The 23,453-nt window shown below is 61.7% G+C and carries 21 protein-coding genes; 7 read left to right on the top strand and 14 right to left on the bottom strand.

Annotated elements, in window-relative coordinates; translation table 11 throughout:
• Nucleotides 1-162: 162 nt before the first annotated feature.
• Both deoC and RA25_RS11320 read left to right on the top strand, forming a co-directional pair.
• Nucleotides 163-1,152: a deoxyribose-phosphate aldolase gene (gene deoC / locus RA25_RS11325; RefSeq protein ID WP_039172261.1), complete on the top strand. Its 990-nt coding sequence runs from the start codon at nucleotides 163-165 to the stop codon at nucleotides 1,150-1,152.
• Between the two features lie 11 nt (nucleotides 1,153-1,163).
• Entirely contained in the window at nucleotides 1,164-3,500 is a 2,337-nt protein-coding gene (locus RA25_RS11320; RefSeq protein WP_039172259.1) for an aldehyde dehydrogenase family protein, read from the top strand.
• A gap of 262 nt (nucleotides 3,501-3,762) precedes the next feature.
• Here the strand turns inward: RA25_RS11320 and rpsO are convergent, their stop codons facing one another.
• The 3 genes from rpsO to RA25_RS11305 all read right to left on the bottom strand — a co-directional run bounded on the left by rpsO (nucleotide 3,763) and on the right by RA25_RS11305 (nucleotide 5,846).
• Nucleotides 3,763-4,032 carry a 30S ribosomal protein S15 gene (rpsO, locus tag RA25_RS11315; RefSeq protein WP_019295116.1) on the bottom strand — a complete coding sequence of 90 codons (270 nt, stop codon included), beginning with the start codon at nucleotides 4,030-4,032 and terminating at the stop codon, nucleotides 3,763-3,765.
• Between the two features lie 165 nt (nucleotides 4,033-4,197).
• A complete protein-coding gene (locus RA25_RS23430; protein WP_275041667.1) occupies nucleotides 4,198-5,199 on the bottom strand; it encodes a calcium-binding protein in 1,002 nt (333 codons plus the stop codon).
• A gap of 125 nt (nucleotides 5,200-5,324) precedes the next feature.
• The gene (locus RA25_RS11305) at nucleotides 5,325-5,846 is read right to left on the bottom strand and encodes a DUF1643 domain-containing protein (protein ID WP_039172379.1); all 522 of its coding nucleotides are present in this window, start codon (nucleotides 5,844-5,846) and stop codon (nucleotides 5,325-5,327) included.
• Nucleotides 5,847-5,965: 119 nt separating this feature from the next.
• On the opposite strand from RA25_RS11305, the gene RA25_RS23425 reads away from it, so the two are divergent.
• Complete coding sequence (locus RA25_RS23425) at nucleotides 5,966-7,282, top strand: hypothetical protein (protein WP_275041666.1); 1,317 nt, start codon at nucleotides 5,966-5,968, stop codon at nucleotides 7,280-7,282.
• A 105-nt stretch (nucleotides 7,283-7,387) separates the two neighbouring features.
• On the opposite strand, the gene truB is transcribed toward RA25_RS23425, so the two are convergent.
• Entirely contained in the window at nucleotides 7,388-8,314 is a 927-nt protein-coding gene (gene truB, locus RA25_RS11295; RefSeq protein WP_039172249.1) for a tRNA pseudouridine(55) synthase TruB, read from the bottom strand.
• A 137-nt stretch (nucleotides 8,315-8,451) separates the two neighbouring features.
• On the opposite strand from truB, the gene RA25_RS11290 reads away from it, so the two are divergent.
• Complete coding sequence (locus RA25_RS11290) at nucleotides 8,452-9,105, top strand: RluA family pseudouridine synthase (protein ID WP_039172246.1); 654 nt, start codon at nucleotides 8,452-8,454, stop codon at nucleotides 9,103-9,105.
• Between the two features lie 7 nt (nucleotides 9,106-9,112).
• On the opposite strand, the gene RA25_RS11285 is transcribed toward RA25_RS11290, so the two are convergent.
• Nucleotides 9,113-9,667: a helix-turn-helix domain-containing protein gene (locus tag RA25_RS11285; RefSeq protein ID WP_039172243.1), complete on the bottom strand. Its 555-nt coding sequence runs from the start codon at nucleotides 9,665-9,667 to the stop codon at nucleotides 9,113-9,115.
• Between the two features lie 105 nt (nucleotides 9,668-9,772).
• On the opposite strand from RA25_RS11285, the gene RA25_RS11280 reads away from it, so the two are divergent.
• Both RA25_RS11280 and RA25_RS11275 read left to right on the top strand, forming a co-directional pair.
• Complete coding sequence (locus RA25_RS11280; RefSeq protein WP_019295123.1) at nucleotides 9,773-10,486, top strand: AzlC family ABC transporter permease; 714 nt, start codon at nucleotides 9,773-9,775, stop codon at nucleotides 10,484-10,486.
• Nucleotides 10,479-10,772 (top strand): AzlD family protein, encoded by a 294-nt coding sequence (locus RA25_RS11275; RefSeq protein ID WP_039172240.1) that lies wholly within the window; start codon nucleotides 10,479-10,481, stop codon nucleotides 10,770-10,772. The genes RA25_RS11280 and RA25_RS11275 overlap by 8 nt, the downstream gene beginning before the upstream one ends.
• Nucleotides 10,773-10,975: 203 nt before the next feature.
• On the opposite strand, the gene RA25_RS11270 is transcribed toward RA25_RS11275, so the two are convergent.
• Nucleotides 10,976-12,415: an aldehyde dehydrogenase family protein gene (locus RA25_RS11270; RefSeq protein WP_039172237.1), complete on the bottom strand. Its 1,440-nt coding sequence runs from the start codon at nucleotides 12,413-12,415 to the stop codon at nucleotides 10,976-10,978.
• A 267-nt stretch (nucleotides 12,416-12,682) separates the two neighbouring features.
• Here RA25_RS11270 and RA25_RS11265 point away from each other — a divergent pair, with 267 nt between their 5' ends.
• Nucleotides 12,683-13,333: a peroxiredoxin gene (locus RA25_RS11265; RefSeq protein WP_019295126.1), complete on the top strand. Its 651-nt coding sequence runs from the start codon at nucleotides 12,683-12,685 to the stop codon at nucleotides 13,331-13,333.
• Nucleotides 13,334-13,386: 53 nt separating this feature from the next.
• On the opposite strand, the gene RA25_RS11260 is transcribed toward RA25_RS11265, so the two are convergent.
• The 8 genes from RA25_RS11260 to purH form a co-directional block, all read right to left on the bottom strand.
• The gene (locus RA25_RS11260; RefSeq protein WP_019295127.1) at nucleotides 13,387-14,544 is read right to left on the bottom strand and encodes a rhamnan synthesis F family protein; all 1,158 of its coding nucleotides are present in this window, start codon (nucleotides 14,542-14,544) and stop codon (nucleotides 13,387-13,389) included.
• A gap of 51 nt (nucleotides 14,545-14,595) precedes the next feature.
• On the bottom strand, nucleotides 14,596-15,474 hold the full coding sequence (locus RA25_RS11255) for a glycosyltransferase family 2 protein (RefSeq protein WP_039147716.1): 879 nt from the start codon (nucleotides 15,472-15,474) through the stop codon (nucleotides 14,596-14,598).
• Between the two features lie 79 nt (nucleotides 15,475-15,553).
• The gene (gene pnp, locus RA25_RS11250) at nucleotides 15,554-17,698 is read right to left on the bottom strand and encodes a polyribonucleotide nucleotidyltransferase (RefSeq protein ID WP_039172234.1); all 2,145 of its coding nucleotides are present in this window, start codon (nucleotides 17,696-17,698) and stop codon (nucleotides 15,554-15,556) included.
• A 245-nt stretch (nucleotides 17,699-17,943) separates the two neighbouring features.
• Nucleotides 17,944-19,263 carry a M16 family metallopeptidase gene (locus tag RA25_RS11245; RefSeq protein WP_039172231.1) on the bottom strand — a complete coding sequence of 440 codons (1,320 nt, stop codon included), beginning with the start codon at nucleotides 19,261-19,263 and terminating at the stop codon, nucleotides 17,944-17,946.
• Nucleotides 19,260-20,603 (bottom strand): M16 family metallopeptidase, encoded by a 1,344-nt coding sequence (locus RA25_RS11240; protein WP_039172228.1) that lies wholly within the window; start codon nucleotides 20,601-20,603, stop codon nucleotides 19,260-19,262. Before RA25_RS11240 ends, RA25_RS11245 begins: the two co-directional genes overlap by 4 nt.
• Nucleotides 20,604-20,778: 175 nt before the next feature.
• Nucleotides 20,779-21,300, bottom strand: coding sequence for a DUF3035 domain-containing protein (locus tag RA25_RS11235; RefSeq protein ID WP_019295132.1), 522 nt, complete (start codon nucleotides 21,298-21,300; stop codon nucleotides 20,779-20,781).
• A 55-nt stretch (nucleotides 21,301-21,355) separates the two neighbouring features.
• The gene (gene lspA / locus RA25_RS11230) at nucleotides 21,356-21,838 is read right to left on the bottom strand and encodes a signal peptidase II (RefSeq protein WP_019295133.1); all 483 of its coding nucleotides are present in this window, start codon (nucleotides 21,836-21,838) and stop codon (nucleotides 21,356-21,358) included.
• Nucleotides 21,839-21,854: 16 nt separating this feature from the next.
• Nucleotides 21,855-23,444, bottom strand: a complete 1,590-nt coding sequence (gene purH, locus RA25_RS11225) for a bifunctional phosphoribosylaminoimidazolecarboxamide formyltransferase/IMP cyclohydrolase (RefSeq protein WP_019295134.1) — start codon at nucleotides 23,442-23,444, stop codon at nucleotides 21,855-21,857.
• Nucleotides 23,445-23,453 lie beyond the last annotated feature (9 nt).

Genomic DNA, 23,453 nt, shown 5'->3' with positions numbered 1-23,453 from the left:
CGCCACCCGGCACTGGCCAAGCAGCATTCCGCGCGGCCACTGGCCCTGCCCCTTGCATTTTTTGTCCATTTAGTCAAAAAACATGCCCGTCTGCGAGGCCGCTCGCTTGCCAATATGCCGCACCCGTGCGATTTTCGCACGGAACTCTTCCGAGGAATTCCAATGGATAGCCAAACCGCTGAACGAAGCGCGCAGCTGCCGCAGCTGGCAGAGCCGCGCAATCCGGGCATGGAGCTGGACCTGGACTGGGTCGCAGCCGTGCAGGCCAACACGTCGGCCATCGAACGCCGCTGCGTCACCCTGCCGGGCCGCCGCAGTGTCAAGAAGGACCACCAGGCCGCCTGGCTCTTGAAGGCGATCAGCCTGATCGACCTCACCACCCTGTCCGGTGATGACACCGAGGGCCGGGTGCGCCGTCTGTGCGCCAAGGCGCGCCAACCGGTCAGCGCGGGACTTTTGCGCACGCTGGGAATGGAGGGCCTCACCACTGGCGCAGTCTGCGTCTACCACGACATGATCCCGACCGCGGTCAAGGCGCTGGAAGGCACCGGCATCCCGGTTGCCGCGGTTTCCACCGGCTTCCCGGCCGGCCTGTCGCCGTTCCATCTGCGGGTCGCGGAGATCGAGGAAAGCGTCAAGGACGGCGCCGAGGAGATCGACATCGTGATCACCCGCCGTCATGTGCTGCAGGGCAACTGGCAGGCGCTGTACGACGAGATGAAAGCCTTCCGCCAGGCCTGCGGCGACGCCCATGTGAAAGCGATCCTGGCTACCGGCGAGCTGGGCAGCTTGCGCAACGTGGCGCGTGCCTCGCTGGTCTGCATGATGGCGGGCGCCGATTTCATCAAGACCTCCACCGGCAAGGAAAGCGTAAACGCCACCCTGCCCGTGTCGCTGGTGATGATACGCGCCATCCGCGACTATTACGACCGCACCGGCTACCGCGTCGGCTACAAGCCGGCAGGCGGTATTTCCAAGGCCAAGGATTCCCTGGTCTATCTGGCGCTGATGAAAGATGAGCTGGGCGACCGCTGGCTGCAGCCCGACCTTTTCCGCTTTGGCGCCTCCTCGCTGCTGGGCGATATCGAGCGCCAGCTGGAACACCATGTCACCGGGGCATACTCCGCCGGCTACCGCCACTCCATGGGCTGAAGGCTGAACAGATGACCATCAAAGAGATTTTCGACACCATGGAATACGGTCCCGCCCCCGAAAGCGCTGCCGAGGCACTGGCCTGGCTGGTTGATCAGGGCAGCCGGTTCGGCCATTTCATCAACGGTGAGTTCACCGCCCCCGGCGACGGCTTTGACAGTAAGAATCCAGCCACCGGCGAAGTGCTGGCGACACTGACGCAAGCAACGCAAGCGGATGTGGATGCGGCGGTTGCGGCCGCACGCAAGGCGCAGGGCGGCTGGGCCGGTCTGGGTGGCGCAGGCCGCGCCAAGTATCTTTATGCCATCGCGCGCCTGCTGCAAAAGCACGCCCGCCTGTTTGCGGTCCTGGAAACCCTGGACAACGGCAAGCCGATCCGTGAGAGCCGCGACATCGACATCCCGCTGGCGCAGCGGCATTTCTACTACCACGCCGGCATGGCCCAGCTGATGGACAGCGAACTGCCGGACGCCGAGGCCCTGGGTGTCTGCGGCCAGATCATCCCCTGGAACTTCCCTCTGCTGATGCTGGCCTGGAAGATTGCCCCGGCCATTGCCATGGGCAACACCGTGGTGCTGAAACCCGCGGAATACACCTCGCTCACCGCACTACTGTTCGCCGACATCTGCCGCCAGGCAGGCCTGCCCAGGGGGGTGGTGAATATCGTGACCGGCGACGGAGCTGTGGGCGAGATGATCACCGCAGCCGAAGTGGACAAAATCGCCTTTACCGGTTCCACCTCCGTTGGCCGCAGGATCCGCGAAGCCACTGCAGGCAGCGGCAAGGCGCTGACGCTGGAGCTGGGCGGCAAGTCGCCCTACATCGTGTTTGACGACGCGGATATCGACTCCGCGATCGAAGGTCTGGTGGATGCAATCTGGTTCAACCAGGGCCAGGTCTGCTGCGCAGGCTCGCGCCTGCTGGTCCAGGAAGGCATCGCCGAGCGTTTCCACACCAAGCTGAAGGCCCGCATGGACGGGCTGCGTGTCGGCAATCCGCTGGATAAATGCATCGACGTGGGCGCCGTGGTGGACCCGGTGCAGCTCGACACCATCAGCAGCATGGTTGCGGCCAATACAGCCGGCAGCATGCACCAGGCGCAGGTCGAGATGCCCGCAGGCGGCTGCTTCTACCCGCCGACCCTGATCGAAGGGCTGTCCCCCGCCGATCCGCTGATGCAGGAGGAGATCTTTGGCCCCGTACTCGTCTCCTGCACCTTCCGCACCCCGGCGGAAGCGGTGGAGCTGGCCAACAACACCCGTTACGGCCTCGCAGCAACCGTCTGGACCGAGAACGTGAACCTGGCGCTCGACATGGCGCCGAAGCTGACGGCCGGCGTGGTCTGGATCAACGGTACCAACATGTTCGACGCCGCTGCCGGTTTCGGTGGCGTGCGCGAAAGCGGCTTCGGACGCGAAGGCGGCTGGGAGGGGCTTGCCGCCTACACTCGCCCGAGAACCAAGGCCAAGCAATTGACCAAAGTCGAGGCGTTTGCTGGCAATGGCGCCCCCGTGGACCCGCTGGACCGCACTGCCAAGCTGTATGTTGGCGGCAAGCAGGCGCGCCCGGATGGCGGCTACAGCCAGGCCGTCCACGGCAAGTCCGGCGCACTGCTGGGCCACGTTGGCCTTGCCAACCGCAAGGACGTGCGCAACGCGGTTGAGGCTGCGGCGGGCGCCGGCAAGTGGTCCAAGACCACCGGTCACTTGCGGGCGCAGATCCTCTATTACATCGGCGAAAACCTCTCGGCCCGCGCAGAAGAGTTCGCGGCCCGCATCGACGCGATGACCGGCAAGAAGGGCGGCACGGCAGAGGTCGAAGCCTCGATCCAGCGCCTGTTCTCCGCTGCGGCCTGGGCCGACAAATACGACGGCCAGGTGCATGGCGTGCCGATCCGCGGCGTGGCGCTGGCAATGAAAGAGCCGGTGGGCGTGATCGGCGCGCTCTGCGCGGATGAGGCGCCGCTGCTGGGTCTGGTCTCGGTGATGGCGCCAGCCATTGCCATGGGCAACCGGGTGGTGCTGGCGGCCTCCGAGCCGTTCCCGCTGGCGGCAACCGATTTCTACCAGGTTCTGGACACCTCGGACGTGCCCGGGGGTGTGGTCAACATCCTGACCGGCAGCCATGCGGAGCTGGCGAAACCGATGGCGTCGCATCTGAATGTCGACGCGGTCTGGAGTTTCTCGTCTTCCGACCTGTCTGCTGGGATCGAGGCCGCGTCTGCGGGCAACCTCAAACGCACCTGGGTCAACAACGGCACTGCAACCGACTGGACACAGGACCAGACGAAGCGGTTCCTGCAGGAAGCCACTGAGGTGAAGAACATCTGGGTTCCTTACGGCGAGTAAGCCCCTTCGGCATCCTGCAAAACAATACGCCGCTCCAACCGGGGCGGCGTTTCTTTTCATGCCCTCCCTGGTCTGCAAGTATCTGCCTTGCGGCGGACCGCACCCGCCCGTGCGCAGCACGGGCCACGCCCATGGCCAAAGGCTGCCCGGCGCCGCCGGGGAGCCAGCGGACGCGGGAGCACCTCGCGGCTTGACGCCTCTAGAAGAAAAGAAAACGCCCGCTCCTTTCGGAACGGGCGCAGAAAATCCGGATAAGCGCGGATTAGCGGCGGATGCCCAGACGCTTGATCAGGTCCTGGTAACGGGCCTCATCCTTGCCTTTGGTGTAGTCCAGCAGCTTGCGGCGCTGAGCAACCATTTTCAGGAGGCCACGGCGGCCGTGGTTGTCCTTCTTGTGGGTTTTGAAGTGCTCAGTCAGGGTGTTGATGCGCGAGGTCAGGATTGCAACCTGGACTTCCGGGGAACCGGTGTCGCCTTCTTTGGTTGCGAATTCTTTCATCAGGCGCGCTTTTTCTTCCGCAGTGATCGACATCGGGGTCTCCTTCATAAGGTTAGAGTGGATGGCTCAGGCCGGGATGTCGTCCAGCACAGGCCCGTGGAGAAATCCGCCGCAGAATCGCGGCAGATGCGGGCGTATATGATGTTTCCGCTGCAAAGGCAAAGATTATGTGCCTGGTGCAGGGATGCAGGCATCTGGCTATTGCGGCAGCATCCCCACAGCCGCCGCTGAATCCGTGTCAATCAGCACCAGATCCGCCGCGGTCAGCGCCCCGGCGCCAGACACCCGCAGGGCCGGTTCCCCATCCACCAGTATCAGCTGCTCATCTTCCGCGCCCGGATTTTGCTGCACCTCGACCGAGGGTTCCGCGCCGCTCTCAATATCCCAGACCAGAACCAGCTGATCCTCTGCAGCATCATAATCCATCAGTTGAACGGCCTCTGCCGTGCCGGTCCAGCTGCCTGCAGTAAACTGGTCCGCGCCTGCGCCGCCGGTCAGCACGTCGCCAGCCCCGGCAATCAGCGTGTCGTCGCCGCCGCCGCCGTTTACAAAGTCCTGCTCAGTGCCATCCCTGGCGCCGGATACCACGTCATCGCCAGCACCGCCAAACAGCACGTCTTCGCCGCCACCGCCCGTCAGGCTATCATCACCATCATTGCCATGCAGCGAATCCGCCCCTTCGCCGCCCTCCAGCCAGTCGCTGTCCTGACCGCCGTGCAGCACATCATTGCCGCTGCCGCCAAACAGGCTGTCTGCTCCAAAATGCCCGTTCAGGCTGTCAGCCCCCTCGCCGCCGTCCAGAGCATCGGCGCCGTCCTCGCCATGCAGCAGGTCGTTCCCGGAGCCGCCATACAGGCTGTCGTCTCCGGCGTCGCCATGCAGCACATCATTACCCGTGCCGCCATCCAGCCAGTCGTCGCCGCCATAGCCTGCGATCTGATCTTCTCCGCTGCCGCCGCTGATGCTGTCAGGCAAGCCGCTGCCCGCCAGCACGTCTCCGCCATCCGTGCCGGTCACAGTTTCGCTGCTACTGGCGCCGGACACTGTATCCCCGCCGCCGCTGTCTGCCGCCGCTTCGCCGCTGGGCTCGATGTAGCCGCCGTCCAAACCGTCATCTTCGGCTTCCGGACCAGAGGAAGCACCGCTGCCCTCTTCCTCCTCTGCGGAGGTGTCCGCCAGAACCGCTCCGCCCACTGCCATCAGCCCCAACATGCTCGCCAGCCACAACATCACCACTCAACCCCAACACGCAAACCAAATTGCGCCCACACTCTCACATTGCCGCGGCGCATTCAAAACAAAAGGAGAACACCGGTTAACGGAGTTCAGCTGATTGCGCCTATCAGCCAGGGCTGCGGTTGCTGGCTGTAGGCAATGTAGAGCGGGTGCTTGGGGTGGCCGGCCTTACTGAGACCAAGATGATGAAGCGGCTTGCCGGATGCCCGCAATGCAGCCTCCACCCGCACACCCTGGCCGCGATGTGCGCCGTGGGTGCCCCAGGCGCAGATCACCATATCCGCCCATGCCAAGCCCTCCAGAATGGCGGCCATGTTATCCGGCCCCTCCGGCGCCTCCAGCCTGCGCATCTCCCGCGGGTCGGTCACCCGGCAGGCAAAGATGTTGGTGGCCCGGAACCCGCCGAATCCCAGCGCCCGGGCGCGGCGCTCGCAGCGCTCGATGGTGGGATCGTTCTGCACCTCGGTTGCGGTCGACGGGTTCAGCATCACAAACATCACCCGCTGCCCTGCCGGGTCCCAGACCCGGGTTAGGCTGTAGCGGTAGTTTTCGCAATCGGAATAGACGGCGGTGGAGGGCGCGTCGCCCTTGGTGTGGCTGCGGGTGATCATGGCGGCGGTTTTAGAACGGCACAGGTTGCATTCCAAGGGCGTTTCCTGCAGCCTCTGGCAGAACCGCGGACGTACTTTTTCCCGCGATGGCTTTATTCGATTTTAATGATCCGGGCGACATGGAACTTCTGATTTTTCTTGCACTTGCAGGCTCTGCCATTGCTATTGGCTTCGACGGGGCCGAAAACTCCGGTGAAGAAACGGCTGAACCGGAAACACCAACTGAACCGGAAAGACCTGTTGAGCCGGAAACACCTGTTGAACCTGACCCGCAGCCCCAGGCCGCCAATTTGTCCGGCTCCGCTGGAACGGATGACACGCTTAACGGCGGAGATGGAAACGACACGCTGACGGGCAATGCCGGTGATCAGGATCTGCTGACGGGCGGCAGCGGTGATGATGAACTGCATCTAGGTGCAGGCAATACTGCCACCGGCGGCGAAGGCGCGGACCGCTTCATCCTGGACGATGAGGGCAGCCGTGAAACAGTGATCGAGGATTTTGAACTGGGTACCGACCAACTGGCACTGACACCGTATCATTCGGGTAACGTAAGGCTGATCGAGACCGAAGACGGCAACGGCCTGCGCTTTATCGACACTCTCAACAACCAAACGATCCTGACCCTGCCAGGCGTTTCGCTCGCAGAGGGGGAGGTTCTTGAAGTGGATTTTCTGCGTGGAAATGGAGACATTGAACGGACTGAACAGTTTGAAAATCCCGGCTTCAGCGCCCCCTTTGCCCTGGATGCGATCCGCGGCACTTCGGACAGTGACACACTGGACGGCACCGCAGGCGATGATGTGATCTTTGGCGAAGGCGGTGCCGACACGCTTACCGGCGGCGAAGGCGACGATACGCTCTACAGCGGCAGCGGCTCGGTCCACTATGAAGGGTTCTACAATCACTACCCCGGCGATCTGACCCGTGCGGGTGACGACGGTGATGTGCTTGACGGCGGAACTGGAGATGACCGCTTGTGGGTCGGTCCCGGGACAACGGCCACCGGCGGCGCAGGGGCGGACACCTTCCACGCCTTTGCAAATGTGTATGAGGCCGGAACTCCGGCGGCGGAAATCACCGATTTCGATCCGGCGGAAGATCAATTGCGGATCGATTTCCCGGTTATTGCCGGCTTCGGGTCCATTCCCAGCTACAGCTTCGAAGATGCCATCGACGGGCTGAGCGTCAGTTACGACGCGGATCAGGACAGCACTCAGATCGCCATGGACGGTATTGCCATCGCATCATTGCCCGGGGATCAGTCAGGGGTCAGCATTGCTTTCCATGACGACTACTCCACCAGCGAGGACCGTTGGCGTGATGCGTCGGGTAACCAGATCAGCGCCGAAGAGGGCGGTCAGGCCAGTATCATCCTGACCGCACAAGAGTATTACTCCGTATTCGGAGACAACGGAACAGCCAGGCCAGCCTAGGCAAGACCGCAGAATACCCCAAGGATATTAGGTCAGCCTTGCTGCCCAAATGTTTCGCGCGCGAAACATCCGGTCAACGCTGCTGACCCAAAAAGATACGCTTTGTTAACCGGCGCTGCCGTCCTGGTTGAAGACCCGGGAGGGATGCAGGCTGCCGGATTTGTAGACGCCGACCGCAACCGCCTGGCCATTGAGTGAAGCCCAGGCCTCATCGCCATATTCAACCTCATCATTGGGCATCACCATGCCCGGGTTGCCGTTGCGCAGCTTCACCGCGCCCTCTGGTGTGCATTTGACCTCCGGCAGATCGGCCAGGCCTTCTTCCAGCGGGCGCAGATACGTGTCCAGCTCCGGAGTGCGGGCCAAGCGGTCGATCTCTTCCAGCGAAATCCCGTCCTCTGCCGCATCAAAGGGGCCGGACCAGATCCGGCGCAGTTCCTTGACGTGGCCGTGGCAACCCAGCGCCGCGCCCAGGTCCCGGGCGATGGAACGCACATAACCGCCCTTGCCGCAGGTCATTTCCAGCACCACGTGGTCCGCATCGGGGCGATCCAGCATGATCAGCTCCTCGACCCACAGCGGGCGGGCCTCGATCTCCACATCCTCACCATCGCGGGCGAGCTTGTAGGCGCGCTGGCCGTCGATCTTGACCGCGGAGAACTTGGGTGGCACCTGCATGATCTCGCCCAGGAAGGGCAACAGCGCCTCCTTGATCTGCGCGTCGCTGGGACGTTCGGCGCTTTCGGCAATCACCTCGCCCTCGGCATCATCCGTGTTGGTCGCCTGACCCAGCCGCACGGTGAAGGTATAGGCCTTCAAGGCATCGGTGATATAGGGAACGGTCTTGGTCGCCTCGCCCAGCGCAACGGCCAGAACACCGGTTGCTTCCGGGTCCAATGTGCCCGCATGGCCGGCCTTCTTGGCCTCCAGCGCCCAGCGCACCTTGTTCACAACCGCCGTCGAGGTCAGCCCCGCGGGCTTGTCCACCACCAGCCAGCCGGAAATATCGCGCCCTTTGCGTTTGCGTGCCATGCATCGTCCCCATGTGTCAGTGAGGCGCGCCGGTTACCGGATCGCCGGGACAGTGTCAATTTAACAAAGGTGCTGCAGGCGGGAAAGCGGCGCGGCGCCGCTTGCCCTTGGCCGGCTTCCGCAGTAGGCAAACGCCCATGGCCGTATCAAGCGAATACACACCGCCGCAGGACCCGCTGGAGATCCTGCACCATGACGCCGAAATTCTGGCGGTGAACAAGCCTGCAGGCCTGTTGTCTGTGCCGGGGCGCGGCGAGCATCTGTCCGACTGCCTGATCACCCGGATCCAGGCAGCCTTCCCTGAGGCCCTGCTGGTGCACCGGCTGGACAGGGATACCTCCGGCGTGATGGTCTTCGGCCTGACCCCCCATGCGCAGCGGCACCTGTCGATGCAGTTTGAAAAGCGCACCGCGAAGAAGGCCTATGTAGCACGGATTGCGGGCAAGCTGGAGCCGCGCAGCGGCACCGTGGACCTGCCGCTGATCGTCGACTGGCCGAACCGGCCCAAACAAATGGTCTGCCACGAGACCGGCAAGCCTGCCGTCACCGACTGGCGGGTGATGAAATATGAGGACGCTGCCACGCGGGTGCGGCTGACCCCCAAAACCGGGCGTTCGCATCAGCTGCGGGTGCATATGCTGTCACTTGGGCACCCGATCCTAGGCGATCCGCTCTATGCCACTGGCGCCGCGTTGGAGCATCCGCGCCTGATGCTGCATTCAGAGGAGCTGCGGATCAAGCATCCTGACAGCGGCGAGTCGCTGAAATTCCGGGTAAAACCCCTGTTTTAGAGCCTGATCACGGCGCTTCCATCACCATCAGGAACACGGTGTCCGCTTGCTGCGCCTCGTAGGTATGGTGGTGATCCCCCGGATAGGTAAAGTAATCGCCCGGCCACAGCTGCTCCTCCTGCCCTTCCGGCCCAGCCCGCATCTGCCCGGAACAAATCAGCATATGCTCCACCGTGCCGCGCGGATGCGGCTGGGCGCGGCGGATCTCTCCCGGCTGCATCACCACGCGGTAGACATCCCGGCGCACATTCGGCGGGCTGCGCGACAGCAGGACCGCGGCAAAGTCCGACTGTTCTGACTCCAGCACCTCTCCTTCGCTTGCGCGGATCAGCTTTGTGGCCGGCGCCTCGGTTTCAAACAGCAGGCTTAGCGGGATATCCAGCGCTGCCGCCAACGCCCAAAGCGTCTCTACACTGGGGTTTCCATTGCCTGCCTCCAGCTGAGACAGGGTCGATTTTGCAATTCCCGCCTCGGCCGCGAGTGCCGACAGCGACTTTCCCGCGCGGCTGCGTTCGCGCTGGATGGCCGCGGCTATCATCTTGTGGGGCGCTGATGTGTTCATTATTTCATCCCATCGTTCACCTTGACGAACAATTCGTTCGTTCGGTAAAGAAGCCTCACGTTCGACTTAAATGAACATCCCGCCTTTTTCCAGAGGAGCCTTGCAATGACCGTTCAGGACATAACTGCTCAGCCCCCTGCCCGCGGCCAGCTGCTGGCCGGGTTGCGGGACATCCTGCCGCTGGCAGTCGGCGTCGCTGTCTATGGCGTGGCCTTTGGCCTTTTGGCCGCTCAGGCGCAGATGAGCGGGCTGCAGACAGGTGTGATGGGCACCATCGTCTTTGCCGGGTCCTCGCAGATCATCGCGGTAGAGCGGCTGGTGGCAGGCGCCGGTGCGGGTGCTGCCCTGCTGGCGGGGCTTGCGCTGAACCTTCGGCTATTGCTGATCACGGCCTCATTGCGGGATGAACTGGCCGGGCGCCCCTGGTGGCAGGTGCTGCTTGGTGTGCATCTGGCCACGGATGAGAACTGGGCGCTGATGCACGCGACGCGCGCCCGCGGCAGCATAGCGGGCTACTGGTATCTGGTGGGCGGCGGATTGGCGCTGGTCGCGGTCTGGGTTCTGGCCACGGTTGCAGGTGCGGGGTTCGCGGCGGCCGTACCGGAACCTCGCGCCTTGGGCATGGACTTTGCCTTCACTGCCGCCTTTATCGCCATCTTGCGCTCCTTATGGAGCGGCAACGCCATGCTGCTGCCATGGGCCGGATCCGTTGCCATCGTGTTGCTTGCAGGTTTGCTGTCTCCGCTGGATCCCACCTGGACACTGATCCTGGGCGGCGTCAGCGGTGCGGCCATCGCAGGAGCATTTGGCCATGACTGAGACGTGGACCCTGATCCTTGGCTTGGCAACGGCAACCTTTGCGGTGCGTCTGTCGGGCTATCTGCTGGGCCGGAGGCTGCCGGATCACGGCCCCTGGGCACGCGGGCTGCAAGCACTGCCGGGTTGCCTGATCCTTTCGCTGGTCACCTATCTGCTGATGCAGGGCGGACCGGATGAATGGATCGCTGGCACAGCCGCCTTTATGGTGGCGCTGATCACCCGCAGCCTGCCGCTGACAATGGGCACCGGAATTGCAGTAATCTGCCTGCTTAGAGCCTTTTTCTGACCAGAACTCTCAGCACCCATTGAGGGTTAAGCACCGCTCAGCAGCCCCCTGCCCATGCGCAGCACGAGCCACGCCCGAGCCTGAATGCGGTCCGGCGCAGCCGGGCGGCCTGAAGGCGCGGGAGCACCGCCCCGTCGCGCACAATGGCGCAAAAAGAAAGCCGCCTCGGAAGGCGGCTCTCCATTGCTTCGAACGTATTAAGCTTACTCGGCAGCCCAGCCGCCGACGGCTTTCACTTCCAGGAAGTCCTCAATGCCCCATTTGCCGCCTTCGCGGCCCTTGCCGGACTGTTTCATGCCGCCAAAGGGCGAGCCTGCCGAGCGGGACTTGCCGTTCATCTCCACCATGCCGGACCGCAGCGCACGGGCCATGCGGTTGGCGCGGGCGCCATCCTGGGTCTGCACGTAGTTTGTCAGGCCATAAGGCGTGTCGTTGGAGATCTCGATCGCTTCCTCTTCGGTCTCGAAAGGAATGATCGACAGCACCGGGCCGAAGATCTCCTCCCGCGCGATGGTCATCTGGTTGTTCACATCGGCAAAAACCGTCGGCTTCACGTAGAAGCCCTTGTTCAGCCCGTCCGGACGGCCGGTGCCGCCGGCCACCAGTTTGGCGCCTTCGTCGATACCCGCCTGGATCAGGTCCTGGATCTTGTTCCACTGCAGTTCATTGACCACCGGGCCAATGTGGCGGCCTTCCTGATCGGCCGGGCCGACCTCCACCTTGGCTGCCACTTCCGCAGCCTCGGCAACCACGCGGTCATAAATGCTGTTCTGAACCAGCATCCGGCTGGGCGCGTTGCAGCTCTGGCCGGTGTTCTGCATCATGTGCAGCACGCCGCGCTTCACGGCCTTTTCATCGGCATCTTCAAAGATCACGTTGGCGCCTTTGCCGCCCAGCTCCAGATCCACCTTCTTGAGGGTCGGTGCGGCGGCCTGGGTAATGGCGACGCCTGCGCGTGTAGAGCCGGTGAAGGAAATCATGTCCACATCCGGATGGGTGGTCAGCTGCGAACCGACACCCGGGCCGTCGCCATTCACCAGGTTGAAGACGCCCGCAGGGAAACCGGCTTCATCCATCAGCTCTGCAAAGATCATCGCGTTGAGCGGGCTTTGCTCCGACGGTTTCAGCACCATGGTGCAGCCAGCGACTGCGGCGGCGCCGACCTTGAGGGTCACCTGATTCATCGGCCAGTTCCAAGGCGTGATCAGGGCGCAGACGCCCACAGCCTCGTGAATGATGCGGTCGTTGGGGCTCCGGTCATTAAGCGGTGCGTCAAAGGAAAACTCCTTGGCCGCGGCGATGAAGTTGCGCAGATGCCAGCTGCCCGCGCCCACTTGCGAGGTGCGCGACATATCGATCGGCGCGCCCATTTCCAGCGACATTGCCTGGGCAAGGTCCTCGGCACGGGCCTCATAGACGTCGATCAGCTTCTCGACCAGCGCGATGCGCTCTTCCACCGGCGTCGCCATCCAGCCTGGCAGCGCCGCCTTGGCAGCGGCCACCGCGGCGTTGGTGTCGGCTTCAGAACCCAGCGAAATCACTGCACAGGGTTCTTCGGTCGAGGGGTTGATCACCTCGAAATCATTTGCGGCGGCGGGGGCGACCCACTGGCCGTTGATGTAAAAGTCACGTTTTTCGATCATCTGGGAACTCCCAATTCAGACGTATTCCTGGCACCGGCTTGCCGGTTTTGCGGCCACTCTGTCACTGCACCCAGAAGGGAGCAAGGGTCTTTGCTGCATAATTTGATCAAATTACTGCAAGCCCTGTCAAGACCCGTGCCAGGCAGCTGCCGGCCCGGGGAGCCGAGATATTTTGCGGTTTCCTTGCACGGCTACTTTATCGTTGCGTTAGAGTACTTAGGTAGCAGTCAAGACGACTCAATATTTAACTGACAAGGAGATACCGCCATGGGTTTGCGCATTAACGACACGGTCCCGGATTTTACCGCGGAAACGGATCAGGGCAGCATTACATTCCATGACTGGATCGGCGACAGCTGGGCGATTCTGTTCTCCCACCCCAAGGACTTCACCCCTGTCTGCACCACCGAATTCTCAGCGGTTGCGCAATTGGGCGACGAATGGGCCAAGCGTAACACCAAGGTGATCGGCGTTTCGGTTGATGGTGTCGAGGACCACAAGAAGTGGAAAAAGGACATCGAGGAATACGGCAAGGCTGCGCCGGGCTTCCCGATCATTGCCGACGACGGACTAGCGGTGTCCAAGGCGTTCGACATGCTGCCTGCCGAAGCCTATCTGCCCGATGGCCGCACCCCTGCCGACAGCGCCACCGTGCGCTCGGTTTTCATTATCGGCCCGGACAAGCAGCTGAAGCTTTCGATGACTTACCCAATGACCGTGGGCCGCAACTTTGCCGAGATCCTGCGGGCACTGGACGGGCTGCAGATGACGGCCAAGGGCGTCGCCACCCCGGCGAACTGGGTGCCCGGCGAGGACGTGATTATCCCGCCTGCGGTTTCGAATGAGGATGCCAAGGCGAAGTTCGGCGACTTCGAGACCATCTTCCCCTACCTGCGCAAGGTGAAAGCGCCGGAATAAAGCTACCAGGATGCGGCCTTGTCAGCACGCTGGCGCGGCCGCATCAATCAGGCTCAAAAGCCCTTGTGCCGCCTGATATCTTCGATTTCCTTCAAGATCACCCTGCCTTCAGGTCCATCAAGCGTCTTGGCAAAATCGTAAACCCTGTCGGAGTTTTCCTGGTCTGCTGATACCAAAGATTTCTTGAGGAACGCAAAGCCATGCTTCTTGTGAAGCAGGCTTGGCAGAACATAACTGACCCCGATACGCGCCGCGATTGTCAGCATGAGCTTTATAAGTTTTTCCCGCTCCTCTTTCGATCTTTCCGCGTCCAATCCAGGAACAGAACGCGTAAGAAACTCCTGGCTGACCGCGTCATCGAGATAGGTCAACGAGCGGGCCAGCTTGTTGATTTCGGCATTTGAGCAGCTCTGCAAAACCTCTGGCAAACTGCGAATGTCATAGGTTGCCCCGTGCGAGAATCCGTTTTTCAAAGCAAAGCGGGTCATACCAATTTCTCCCCGGCGAACCACCTTGTTCTTTTTCTTGGTCAGGGGATACTTTTGCCAATATTGCTTGTAGCGCTTGCTTCGCAGCAGTTTGGGACCAACGGACAACGCATAAGATCCGTAGTGAAAGTGACGCAATCCAGGATCAAATTCCCACTGTATCTGTTCATATTGATCCGGCGTCACCCGAGATATTCCAAAACTGGTCGCAGCTGCTGCGTAGTCCACACCCAGATCCTCGGCATCCTGCAACCAATTGCGGGACCCCGGCAACGGAAACCAGCTGGAATCGTTAAGAAGCACCAAGCGATCCAGAGTTTCCAGGCTGCCTTGAAGCGACAGAACACCGTCCCGGTAGCCGCCAAAGTCATAACCGACATTCGGTCGCTCCAGCAGGCGCCAGCAGTTTGCCTTCAGGTACTCCGCATCCTCGCCCGTAACAGGCAGATTTGAAACAACCAGAGGCGCATAGTTGTTTTCGCGGAGGTACCGGAGTGCCAGCTTATGGCTTTCGAGCAGCCCGCCTTGCGGGAAGATCAGGTAAATCGCAACACGCGATCCCGCTGGAACACCACCATCTGTCTGCCTGATCCGGCCAGCGAGAAACATGTCATAAAATCTGGCCCCGAACAAAAAGGAGCCGACATGACCAGGCAGACTGGGCAGCTGTTGAAACGGGCGCTTCAATTCCCGGGTAATTTTCCAAAGCGGGGGCAGTTTCATCGTCTCTGGCCTCTTTAATTATTAAAGACCCTGGTACTCGCGCACTGGCTGTTAGGCCCAAGGCGGAAGCTGGTCAGCCTTTTCCCGTCCGGGGCTGCTGAGTATAGCGCGGAAGTAATACCAGGCCTTGGCCCGTTTGCGGGCCGACAGGAGGTTAACCGGCGAGATCAGCTGCAGTACAGCCTCTCCCAGAGCACGCAGAAAGCCGAAAGGCTGGCCATGCTTGCGGGCGGCATAAACCCGCGACTGCCCCATGTACCAGGCCTTGAGCGCTGCAGTTTTAGCGGAACGCTCGGTGGAATGGCCCAGCAGGTGACGGACTTGCGCGCCGTAGACATACCGAAGCGGGCCGCATTCTGCCTTCAGCCGCAGGCTAAGATCATCGTCCTCGTGAAACAGAAAAATCTTGGGGTCAAAGCCGCCGACCTTGTTAAATGCCGCCTTGCGCACCAGCAAAGCACCGCCGGACAGAACGGGCACCTCTCCATCCTGTTTCGCGGCATCGCGGCTTAGCCAAAGCGATTTCGCAATCAGCTTGCTGCGGCGTTTGAAGAACAGCGAACCGTCGCCTTTGACGATCCGGGTGTTAAAGGCTGAAGCTTCAGGATGGGCATCAGCAGAAGCCAGCAGGTGCTCCAGCGTGTCCGGGAAAAGCTCAGCATCCGGGTTCACAAAGAACAGAAATTCGGTATCTGCCAGCTCCGCACCCTGGTTGCAGGCGCGGCCAAATCCGGCGTTTTCAGAGTTGGCAATGAAGCGGGCGCCATGGTCTGTGGCCAGGATCCGGGTTGCCTCCGCGTCGCGTGAAGCGTTGTCGACGAGAACCACGGGAATCCCGGACGGGATGGAGCGCAGCAGATTCTCGACAATCACCGAGGAGTTATAGGTGACCGTGATGATGGAAATTCGGGAATTCAAAGGCTGGTCCATGAGCGTCCCGGCAGAAATTGAATAGCCCGGGGCACGGCTTATGCGCGCCCCGGGCTGTTTATGTGTGGTCAGAGAGGGATTAGTCCTGCTCTGCCTTTTCTTTCTTCTCCGGCGCGATTTCTTCGCCGGTTTCCTGATCCACGATCTTCATCGACAGGCGGACCTTGCCGCGGTCGTCGAAGCCCAGCAGCTTAACCTTCACTTCCTGGCCTTCCTTCAGAACGTCTGACGGATGGTTCAGGCGGCGGTTTTCGATCTGGGAGACATGCACCAGGCCGTCGCGCTTGCCGAAGAAGTTCACGAAGGCGCCGAAGTCGACGATCTTCACGACCTTGCCGGTGTAGATCTGTCCTTCTTCCGGCTCTGCCACGATCGAGTAGATCATGTCGTAAGCCTTCTTGATGGCCTCGCCGTTCGGGCTGGCGATCTTGATCACGCCATCGTCGTTGATGTCGACCTTGGCGCCGGACACTTCGACGATCTCGCGGATCACCTTGCCGCCGGAACCGATCACTTCGCGGATCTTGTCGGTCGGGATCTGCATGGTTTCGATGCGCGGTGCGTGGACCGAGAACTCGGACGCTTCGGTCAGAGCTTTCGCCATCTCGCCCAGGATGTGGATACGGCCGTCTTTGGCTTGTGCCAGGGCTTTCTCCATGATCTCGGGCGTGATGCCGGCAACCTTGATATCCATCTGCAGCGAGGTGATGCCGTTTTCGGTGCCTGCCACTTTGAAGTCCATGTCGCCCAGGTGGTCTTCGTCACCCAGAATGTCGGACAGGATCGCGTAGGAACCGTCGTCTTCCAGGATCAGGCCCATCGCAACGCCGGCAACCGGTGCTTTCAACGGCACGCCTGCGTCCATCATCGACAGCGAACCGCCGCAGACCGATGCCATCGAGGACGAACCGTTCGATTCGGTGATCTCGGACACAACGCGGATGGTGTAGGGGAAGTCGGTTGCCGCCGGCAGAACCGCCTGCAGCGCACGCCAAGCCAGCTTGCCGTGGCCGATTTCGCGGCGGCCCGGGGAACCGACACGGCCCACTTCGCCAACCGAGTACGGCGGGAAGTTGTAGTGCAGCAGGAAGTTGGATTTGAAGTTGCCGTGCAGCGCGTCGATGAACTGCTCGTCGTCGCCGGTGCCCAGAGTGGTCACGACCAGACCCTGGGTTTCACCGCGGGTGAACAGGGCAGAACCATGGGTCCGCGGCAGCAGGCCGGTTTCGGACACGATGTCCCGGATCTCGTCGGTCTTGCGGCCGTCGATCCGTTTGCCGGTTTTGACAACGTCGCCGCGCAGGATGCCGGCTTCCAGCTTTTTCAGCGCGGAACCCAGATTGGCATCTTCCAGCTGCTCTTCGGTCAGAGCACCCTTGATGGTCTCGCGGGCAGCGGCGACAGCGGCGGTGCGCTCCTGTTTGTCGCTGATCGCAAATGCGGCGCGCATCTCGGTTTCACCGGCGGCCTTAACGGCTTCATACAGCTCGGAGTAATCCGGCGGGGTGAAGTCGAACGGCTCGTTTGCGGCTTCTTCGGCCAGCGAGATGATCAGGTCGATGACCGGCTGGATCTGCTCGTGGGCAAATTTCACTGCACCCAGCATTTCTGCTTCGGACAGTTCGTAAGCTTCCGATTCCACCATCATCACGGCGTCTTTGGTGCCGGCAACAACCAGGTCCAGACGCTGTTCCGGGTTCAGGCGCAGATCCTGCATGTCGTCGACGGTCGGGTTCAGGACGTATTCGCCATCCTCGAAGCCAACGCGGCAGCCTGCGATCGGGCCCATGAACGGCGCGCCCGACAGGGTCAGTGCCGCCGAAGCCGCGATCATTGCAACCATGTCGGGGTCGTTGACCAGGTCGTGCGACAGCACGGTGCACATCACCAGCACTTCGTTCTTGAAGCCGGGGACGAACAGCGGGCGGATCGGACGGTCGATCAGGCGCGCGGTCAGGGTTTCTTTTTCGGTCGGGCGCGCTTCGCGCTTGAAGAAGCCGCCGGGCACCTTGCCCGCAGCATAGTATTTTTCCTGGTAGTGCACGGTCAGCGGGAAGAAGTCCTGGCCGGGCTTCTGCTGACGGGCAAAGGTCACGTTGGCCATGACCGAGGTTTCGCCCAGGGTGGCAATCACGGAGCCATCAGCCTGGCGGGCAACCTTGCCGGTTTCCAGTGTGAGCGTCTCTTCGCCCCACTGCATCGATTTTTTGGTGACGTTAAACATCTAGCGTATCCTAATTGGGAGCACTCCCGGCCCTCCGGGTCTCCCGTTTGCGTGGCGGCCCCATTGCCGCCGGCCCCATCTATCTTTCTTTCGCGTGCCGGGGCCCTGGCACATCGTCTCAGACAGGCCCGCCCATACAGGAGTTTCAGGCAAAATGAAAGAGAAAGCGGCAGCACCCCGCCGCCATGGGCGGCAGCGCGCTGTGTCAGGCTACAGGCGCTGCAGTTGCTTGCGCCAGGTCCGGGTCAGTTGGTGGTTTCCAGTCCTTCCGGGCGGCCCGCGATGGTGAAGTGCAGCCCGTCCGGATCCAGAAATTCCGCCGCAAAGCGCTTCACATCTTCAAGAGTGACAGCATTGATGCGGTCATTTCGGGTTTCCACATAGCTGATGGGCAGATCATCCATCTGCATTCCCGCTAGAATGGAGGCGATGCGGCTGTTGCCGTCGAACCGCAGCGGGTAGGCGCCAGTCAGGTAAGTCTGAGCGTCCTTCAGCTCCTTCTCCGTAACGCCTTCCTCTGCCATACGGCGCCATTCATTGCGGATCACCTCCACCGCCTCGGCCATCTTGCCGTTGGCAGAGGCCACCGAGCCCATGTAGACGGCCGCAAGATCGCGCGGCACCAGATAGGAATAAACCCCGTAGGTCAGCCCGCGTTTTTCCCGGACTTCGGTCATCAGCCGGGTTTCAAAAGAGCCGCCGCCCAGGATCTGGTTCATCACATAGGCGGTGAAAAAGTCCGGATGTTCGCGCTCGATACCCTTTTGACCGAACAACGCCACCGATTGCGGGGTATCGAAATCAACTACAGTCACCCCGCCCTCAATCGTCACGTCGGCAGGGCCGGGAATCGGCGCACCCTTATCCGGCAGCGTCCCCAAGAGGTCGTCCAGCAATGTCCCAAGCTCTTCGGCAGTGATATCACCGACTGCACTGACATAGAGCCTGTCGCGGGCAAAAACAGCTTCATAGGCATCGAAAATGTCCTGCCGGCTGAGCGCGGCAACCGAGTCCAGCGTTCCCTTGCCGTCGCTGCCATACGGGTGATCGCCATAAGCCATTTTGGCGAAGGCCAGGCCAGCAATATTGTTGGGGTTCTTGGCATCAGAGCGCAACCCGGCCAGCACCTGCGCCCGCACCCTGTCCAGCGCGTCCTGGTCAAACCGCGGCTCAAACAGCGTTTGGCGCAACAGCTCCATCGCATCATCCCGGTTTTCAGTCAGGAAGCGGGCAGAGATGGAGACGGAATCCTTGTCCGCGTCATAGCTGAATTCGGCGGCCAGGGATTCCAGCGCCCGCGCATAGTCTTGCGCGCGCAAATCGCCTGAACCCTCTTCCAGCAATCCAGTCATCAGGTAGACCCCGCCGCGCTTGCCCGGCGCATCCAGGGAGGTACCGCCGCGGAACCGCAGTTCGAGCGCTGAGAAGGGAATCGTATGATCCTCTACCAGCCACGCGGTGATGCCACCGGGCGACGTCACATCCTGGATCTTGATTTCAGCCCAGGCGGGCAGCGCCAGGAACCAGGCGAACAGCGCAGCGGCGGCAAGCTTCAGCAGGTTCATTGGGTCACCTCCTGGCTGCGTGTCATCCAGCCTGTCACCGATGTTTCCGGCCGCAGAACTTCGATTGCAGCAGCGATGATCTCATCTGCGGTGACCGATTGCAGAATCTTCGGCCAGTCCTGCACGTCCTGCACCGTCAGACCGATGCTCAGCGCCTGACCATAGCGGTTGGCAATGCCGTTCACATTGTCCCGGTCATAAATTTCAGCGGCGCGCAGCTGCAGCTTGATCCGCTCCAGTTGGGCTTCGTCCACGCCTTCCTCCAGGAACCGCGCAATGGTGGCGTCCAGAGCCGCCTCAGCTGCCTCCATGCCCGTGCCCTCTGCAGGCACGATCAGCAGGGTGAAAGACGTATCATCCAGCGTGCTGCCGGAATAGAAAGCACCGGTGTAGACCGCGACCTGCTGGTCGAATTGCAGCGCATTTGCCAGGTAGGATGTGTTACCGCCGCCCAGAAGTTCCGCCAGCAAGTAAAGCGCCGCAGCCTTCTGCTGATCGCCGCTATCACGTTCGGGGGCCAGGTACGAACGCTGCACATATGGCTGCGCCACGCGCGGGTCCTCGAAGGTCAGACGACGGGCAGCGGTTTGCGGCGGTTCCTGGCTGCGGAAGCGTTCAGGCAAATCCGGATTGGCCGGAATCACGCCATAATATTTCTCTGCCAGCGCCTTCACCGCGTCCGGCTGCACATCCCCGGACACTACAAGGATGGCGTTATTGGGCGCATAGTAGGTCCGGTAGAAGGACAGCGCGTCCTCCATGTCGAGACTTTCCATCTCGTGCCGCCAGCCGATCACCGGCTGGCCGTAGCGGTGATTGAGATACTGGACCGCCTGCAGCTGTTCGCGGAACAGCGCAACCGGGTCGTTGTCGGTGCGCTGGTTGCGCTCCTCCAGAATGACCTCTCGTTCGGTGACGATATCCTCCTCGTTGAGGCGGAGGTTGGTCATCCGGTCGCTCTCCATCTGCATCATCAGCTCCAGCCGGTCGGCGGCGACACGCTGGAAATAGGCGGTGTAGTCATAACTGGTGAAGGCATTGTCCTGGCCGCCGTTGGCGCGCACCGTTGAAGACAGCTCGCCCGGTGCCAGCTTGTCAGTGCCTTTAAACAGTAGGTGTTCCAGGAAATGGGCGACACCGGACTGGCCTGGCGGTTCATCCGCGGAACCGGCCCGGTACCAGACCATCTGCTGCACCACTGGGGCGCGGTGATCCTCGATCACCACCACATCCATGCCATTGTCCAAGGTAAACGCGGTTACCGCCTCATCCTCAGCCTGTGCCGGGGCGGATAAGGCAGCACTCAGCGCTGCGGCGGCCAATGTGATCCTCGGGATCATCTGGCATCCTCCAATTTTTGCACGTTTGCCCTTGCCCGGCAGGGTGCGGTTACTGCTCTTTTGCTCATTTTGGTCAATGCAGCCACAAATCGGCGCCCATTGCCAGCAGAAAGACTGCTGTCAACCTACGCCGCCGCTGGCGTCATGCAAGATTGGCTGGCGGAAAAGTGAGCGTTCAGGACTCTTCTTCAGGCGGAGAAGAGGGCGTAGCCGCACCTGCCTTGCGGAATTGTTCGCTGACTGCGAAGGGATCAATGCTCTGCTTGCGGTACAGCTGCTCGTAGCGGTCCACCGGGACAATCTTGATCCGGCCCAGGTTACGGTTGCGGTGGCGGAATTTTGCATCTTCCGAGGCCAATGTCTCCCGCACGCCTGCCTCTACTCCGTACCGGCTGGAAGCGGTGACCAATGCGGCATCACCGGATGGCACACCGGCCGCAGGCACCAGCGCGCCAGGCTTGCCGCCCAGCGCGGCAACTGCGTCAGCGCTCGGATTTGGGTCGGTCAGATTACTGCCACCGGGGGTCGGTGCGGGAAGGGCCGCATAACTGTCCGGTGCGGTCAGAGGCTTGGATGGCAGGATCAAAAACTCATCGGGGCCGGATCCGGGTTTCTGCAGGACACGCAGCCCTTTTTGCGCGCAGCCGGACACTGCCAGCGCGCCTGCAAGAACGATCACTCCGAACGGGATCCGCATTGCCCCAAACTCCTGCCTGTTTCCCAGCGCTTTTAACGCAATTGCCTGGCGAGGTCTACGCAGGCTTTTTACGGCGCCCGTCAAAGAAGATTAGCCCCGCTGCGCCCGCAAAAATGAAGATGTCCGCAACATTGAACACAAACGGGTTCTGAATGCCGCAGCAGGATGTGTTGAGGAAATCCAGGACATAGCCGTAAAGCAGCCGGTCCGCGACGTTGCCCAAGGCACCGCCGATCACAAGGCCGGCTGACAGCTGCATGCCTCTGGACTTGCTCTGCCCCCGCAATAACCACACGGCCAGAGCAATGCAGATCACCACAGAGAGCCCGATCAGGATCCAGCGGGCGGCCTCGTCGCCGCCGCCGAACAGGCCGAAGTTGATACCGGTATTCTCGCCGTAGCGGAAATTGAGAAACGGCGGCAGCACGTCGATCCGGTGGCGCTGATCCAGCCCCATCCAGTGGATCACCAGGTATTTGCTGGCCTGATCCGCCAGGAAGGAGAGGACTGCGCCCCAAATCATCCAACGTGCTGCCATGACTTAGTCGCTCTGCTTAGTGGCGGAAGTGGCGCATGCCAGTGAAGACCATGGCGAGGCCTTTTTCGTTGGCCGCCTTGATCACCTCGTCATCGCGCATCGAGCCGCCCGGCTGGATCACGCAGGCACCGCCCGCAGCCGCCGCTTCCAGCAAACCGTCCGCAAAGGGGAAGAACGCGTCCGATGCCACCGCACAGCCCTTGGCGAGGCTTTCCTCGAGGCCCAGTTCAGCAGCCATGCGGCCTGCCTTGGCGGCAGCCACATTGGCGCTGTCCAGACGGCTCATTTGGCCCGCGCCGACGCCGACGGTTGCGTTGTCTTTGACATAAACGATGGCGTTGGATTTGACGTGCTTGGCAACCTTCCAGGCAAACAGCAGGTCCTGCATCTGGGCGTCAGACGGTGCCTTTTCGGTCACCACCTTCAGATCGTCCATGCCGACATAGCCAACATCCTTGTCCTGCACCAGCATGCCGCCGGCCACCTGCTTGTAGGCTACGATGGGCTTGCGCGGATCCGGCAGGCCGTCAGTCAGCAGCAGGCGCAGGTTCTTCTTGGCGGCAAAGATTTCCTTGGCTTCGTCCGACGCGCCCGGAGCAATTACCACCTCGGTGAAGATCTCGGTGATCTTGGCGGCGGTCTCCGCGTCCAGCGGCTGGTTCAGCGCCACGATGCCGCCGAAAGCGGAAGTGCGGTCGCAGTCGAAAGCCTTCTGATAGGCTTCTGCCAGGGTTGCGCCCTTGGCAACGCCGCAGGGGTTGGCGTGTTTGATGATCGCAACGGCCGGGCTTTCGGACGGGTCGAATTCCGCCACCAGCTCATACGCTGCGTCCGTATCGTTGATATTGTTGTAGCTCAGCTCCTTGCCCTGCAGCTGCACGGCGGTGGCAACGCCCGGGCGGTTCGAGCCATCAGTATAGAAGGCAGCTTCCTGATGGCTGTTTTCGCCATAGCGCAGGGTCTGCTTAAGCTCGCCGGCAAAGGCGCGGCGCTTGGGCGCTTGCAATTCCAGTTCACCCGCCAGCCAGTTGGACACAGCCGCGTCATAGGCTGCAGTACGGGCATAAGCCTTTTGCGCCAGCTTGCGGCGGAAACGCGGGCAGGTCGCGCCGTCGTGCTGATCCATGTCGCCCAGCAGCTTTTCATAGTCCTCGACATCCACAACCACATTCACAAAGGCATGGTTCTTGGCTGCCGCGCGGATCATCGCCGGGCCGCCGATGTCGATGTTCTCGATGCAGGTGTCATAGTCTGCGCCTTTAGCCACAGTGGCCTCGAACGGATAGAGGTTAACGACCAGCAGGTCGATGGCGCCGATGCCATGCTCATTCATCGCGGCAACATGGGTGTCGTTGTCGCGCAGCGCCAGCAGGCCGCCATGCACCATCGGGTGCAGGGTCTTGACCCGGCCGTCCATCATTTCCGGGAAGCCGGTCACTTCGGAGACATCCTTCACGGCGAGCCCTGCGTCACGCAGCGCCTTGGCGGAACCGCCGGTCGAAAGCAGCTCGACACCGCGCGCGGCCAGCGCCTGGCCCAGCTCAATCAGGCCGGTCTTGTCGGATACGGAAAGCAACGCACGGCGTACGGGGTGAAGGTCGGTCATGGCAGGGCA

The organism is Leisingera sp. ANG-S5 (genome assembly GCF_000813925.1).
GTDB lineage: Bacteria > Pseudomonadota > Alphaproteobacteria > Rhodobacterales > Rhodobacteraceae > Leisingera.
This window is presented reverse-complemented; position numbering and strand designations above follow the sequence as displayed.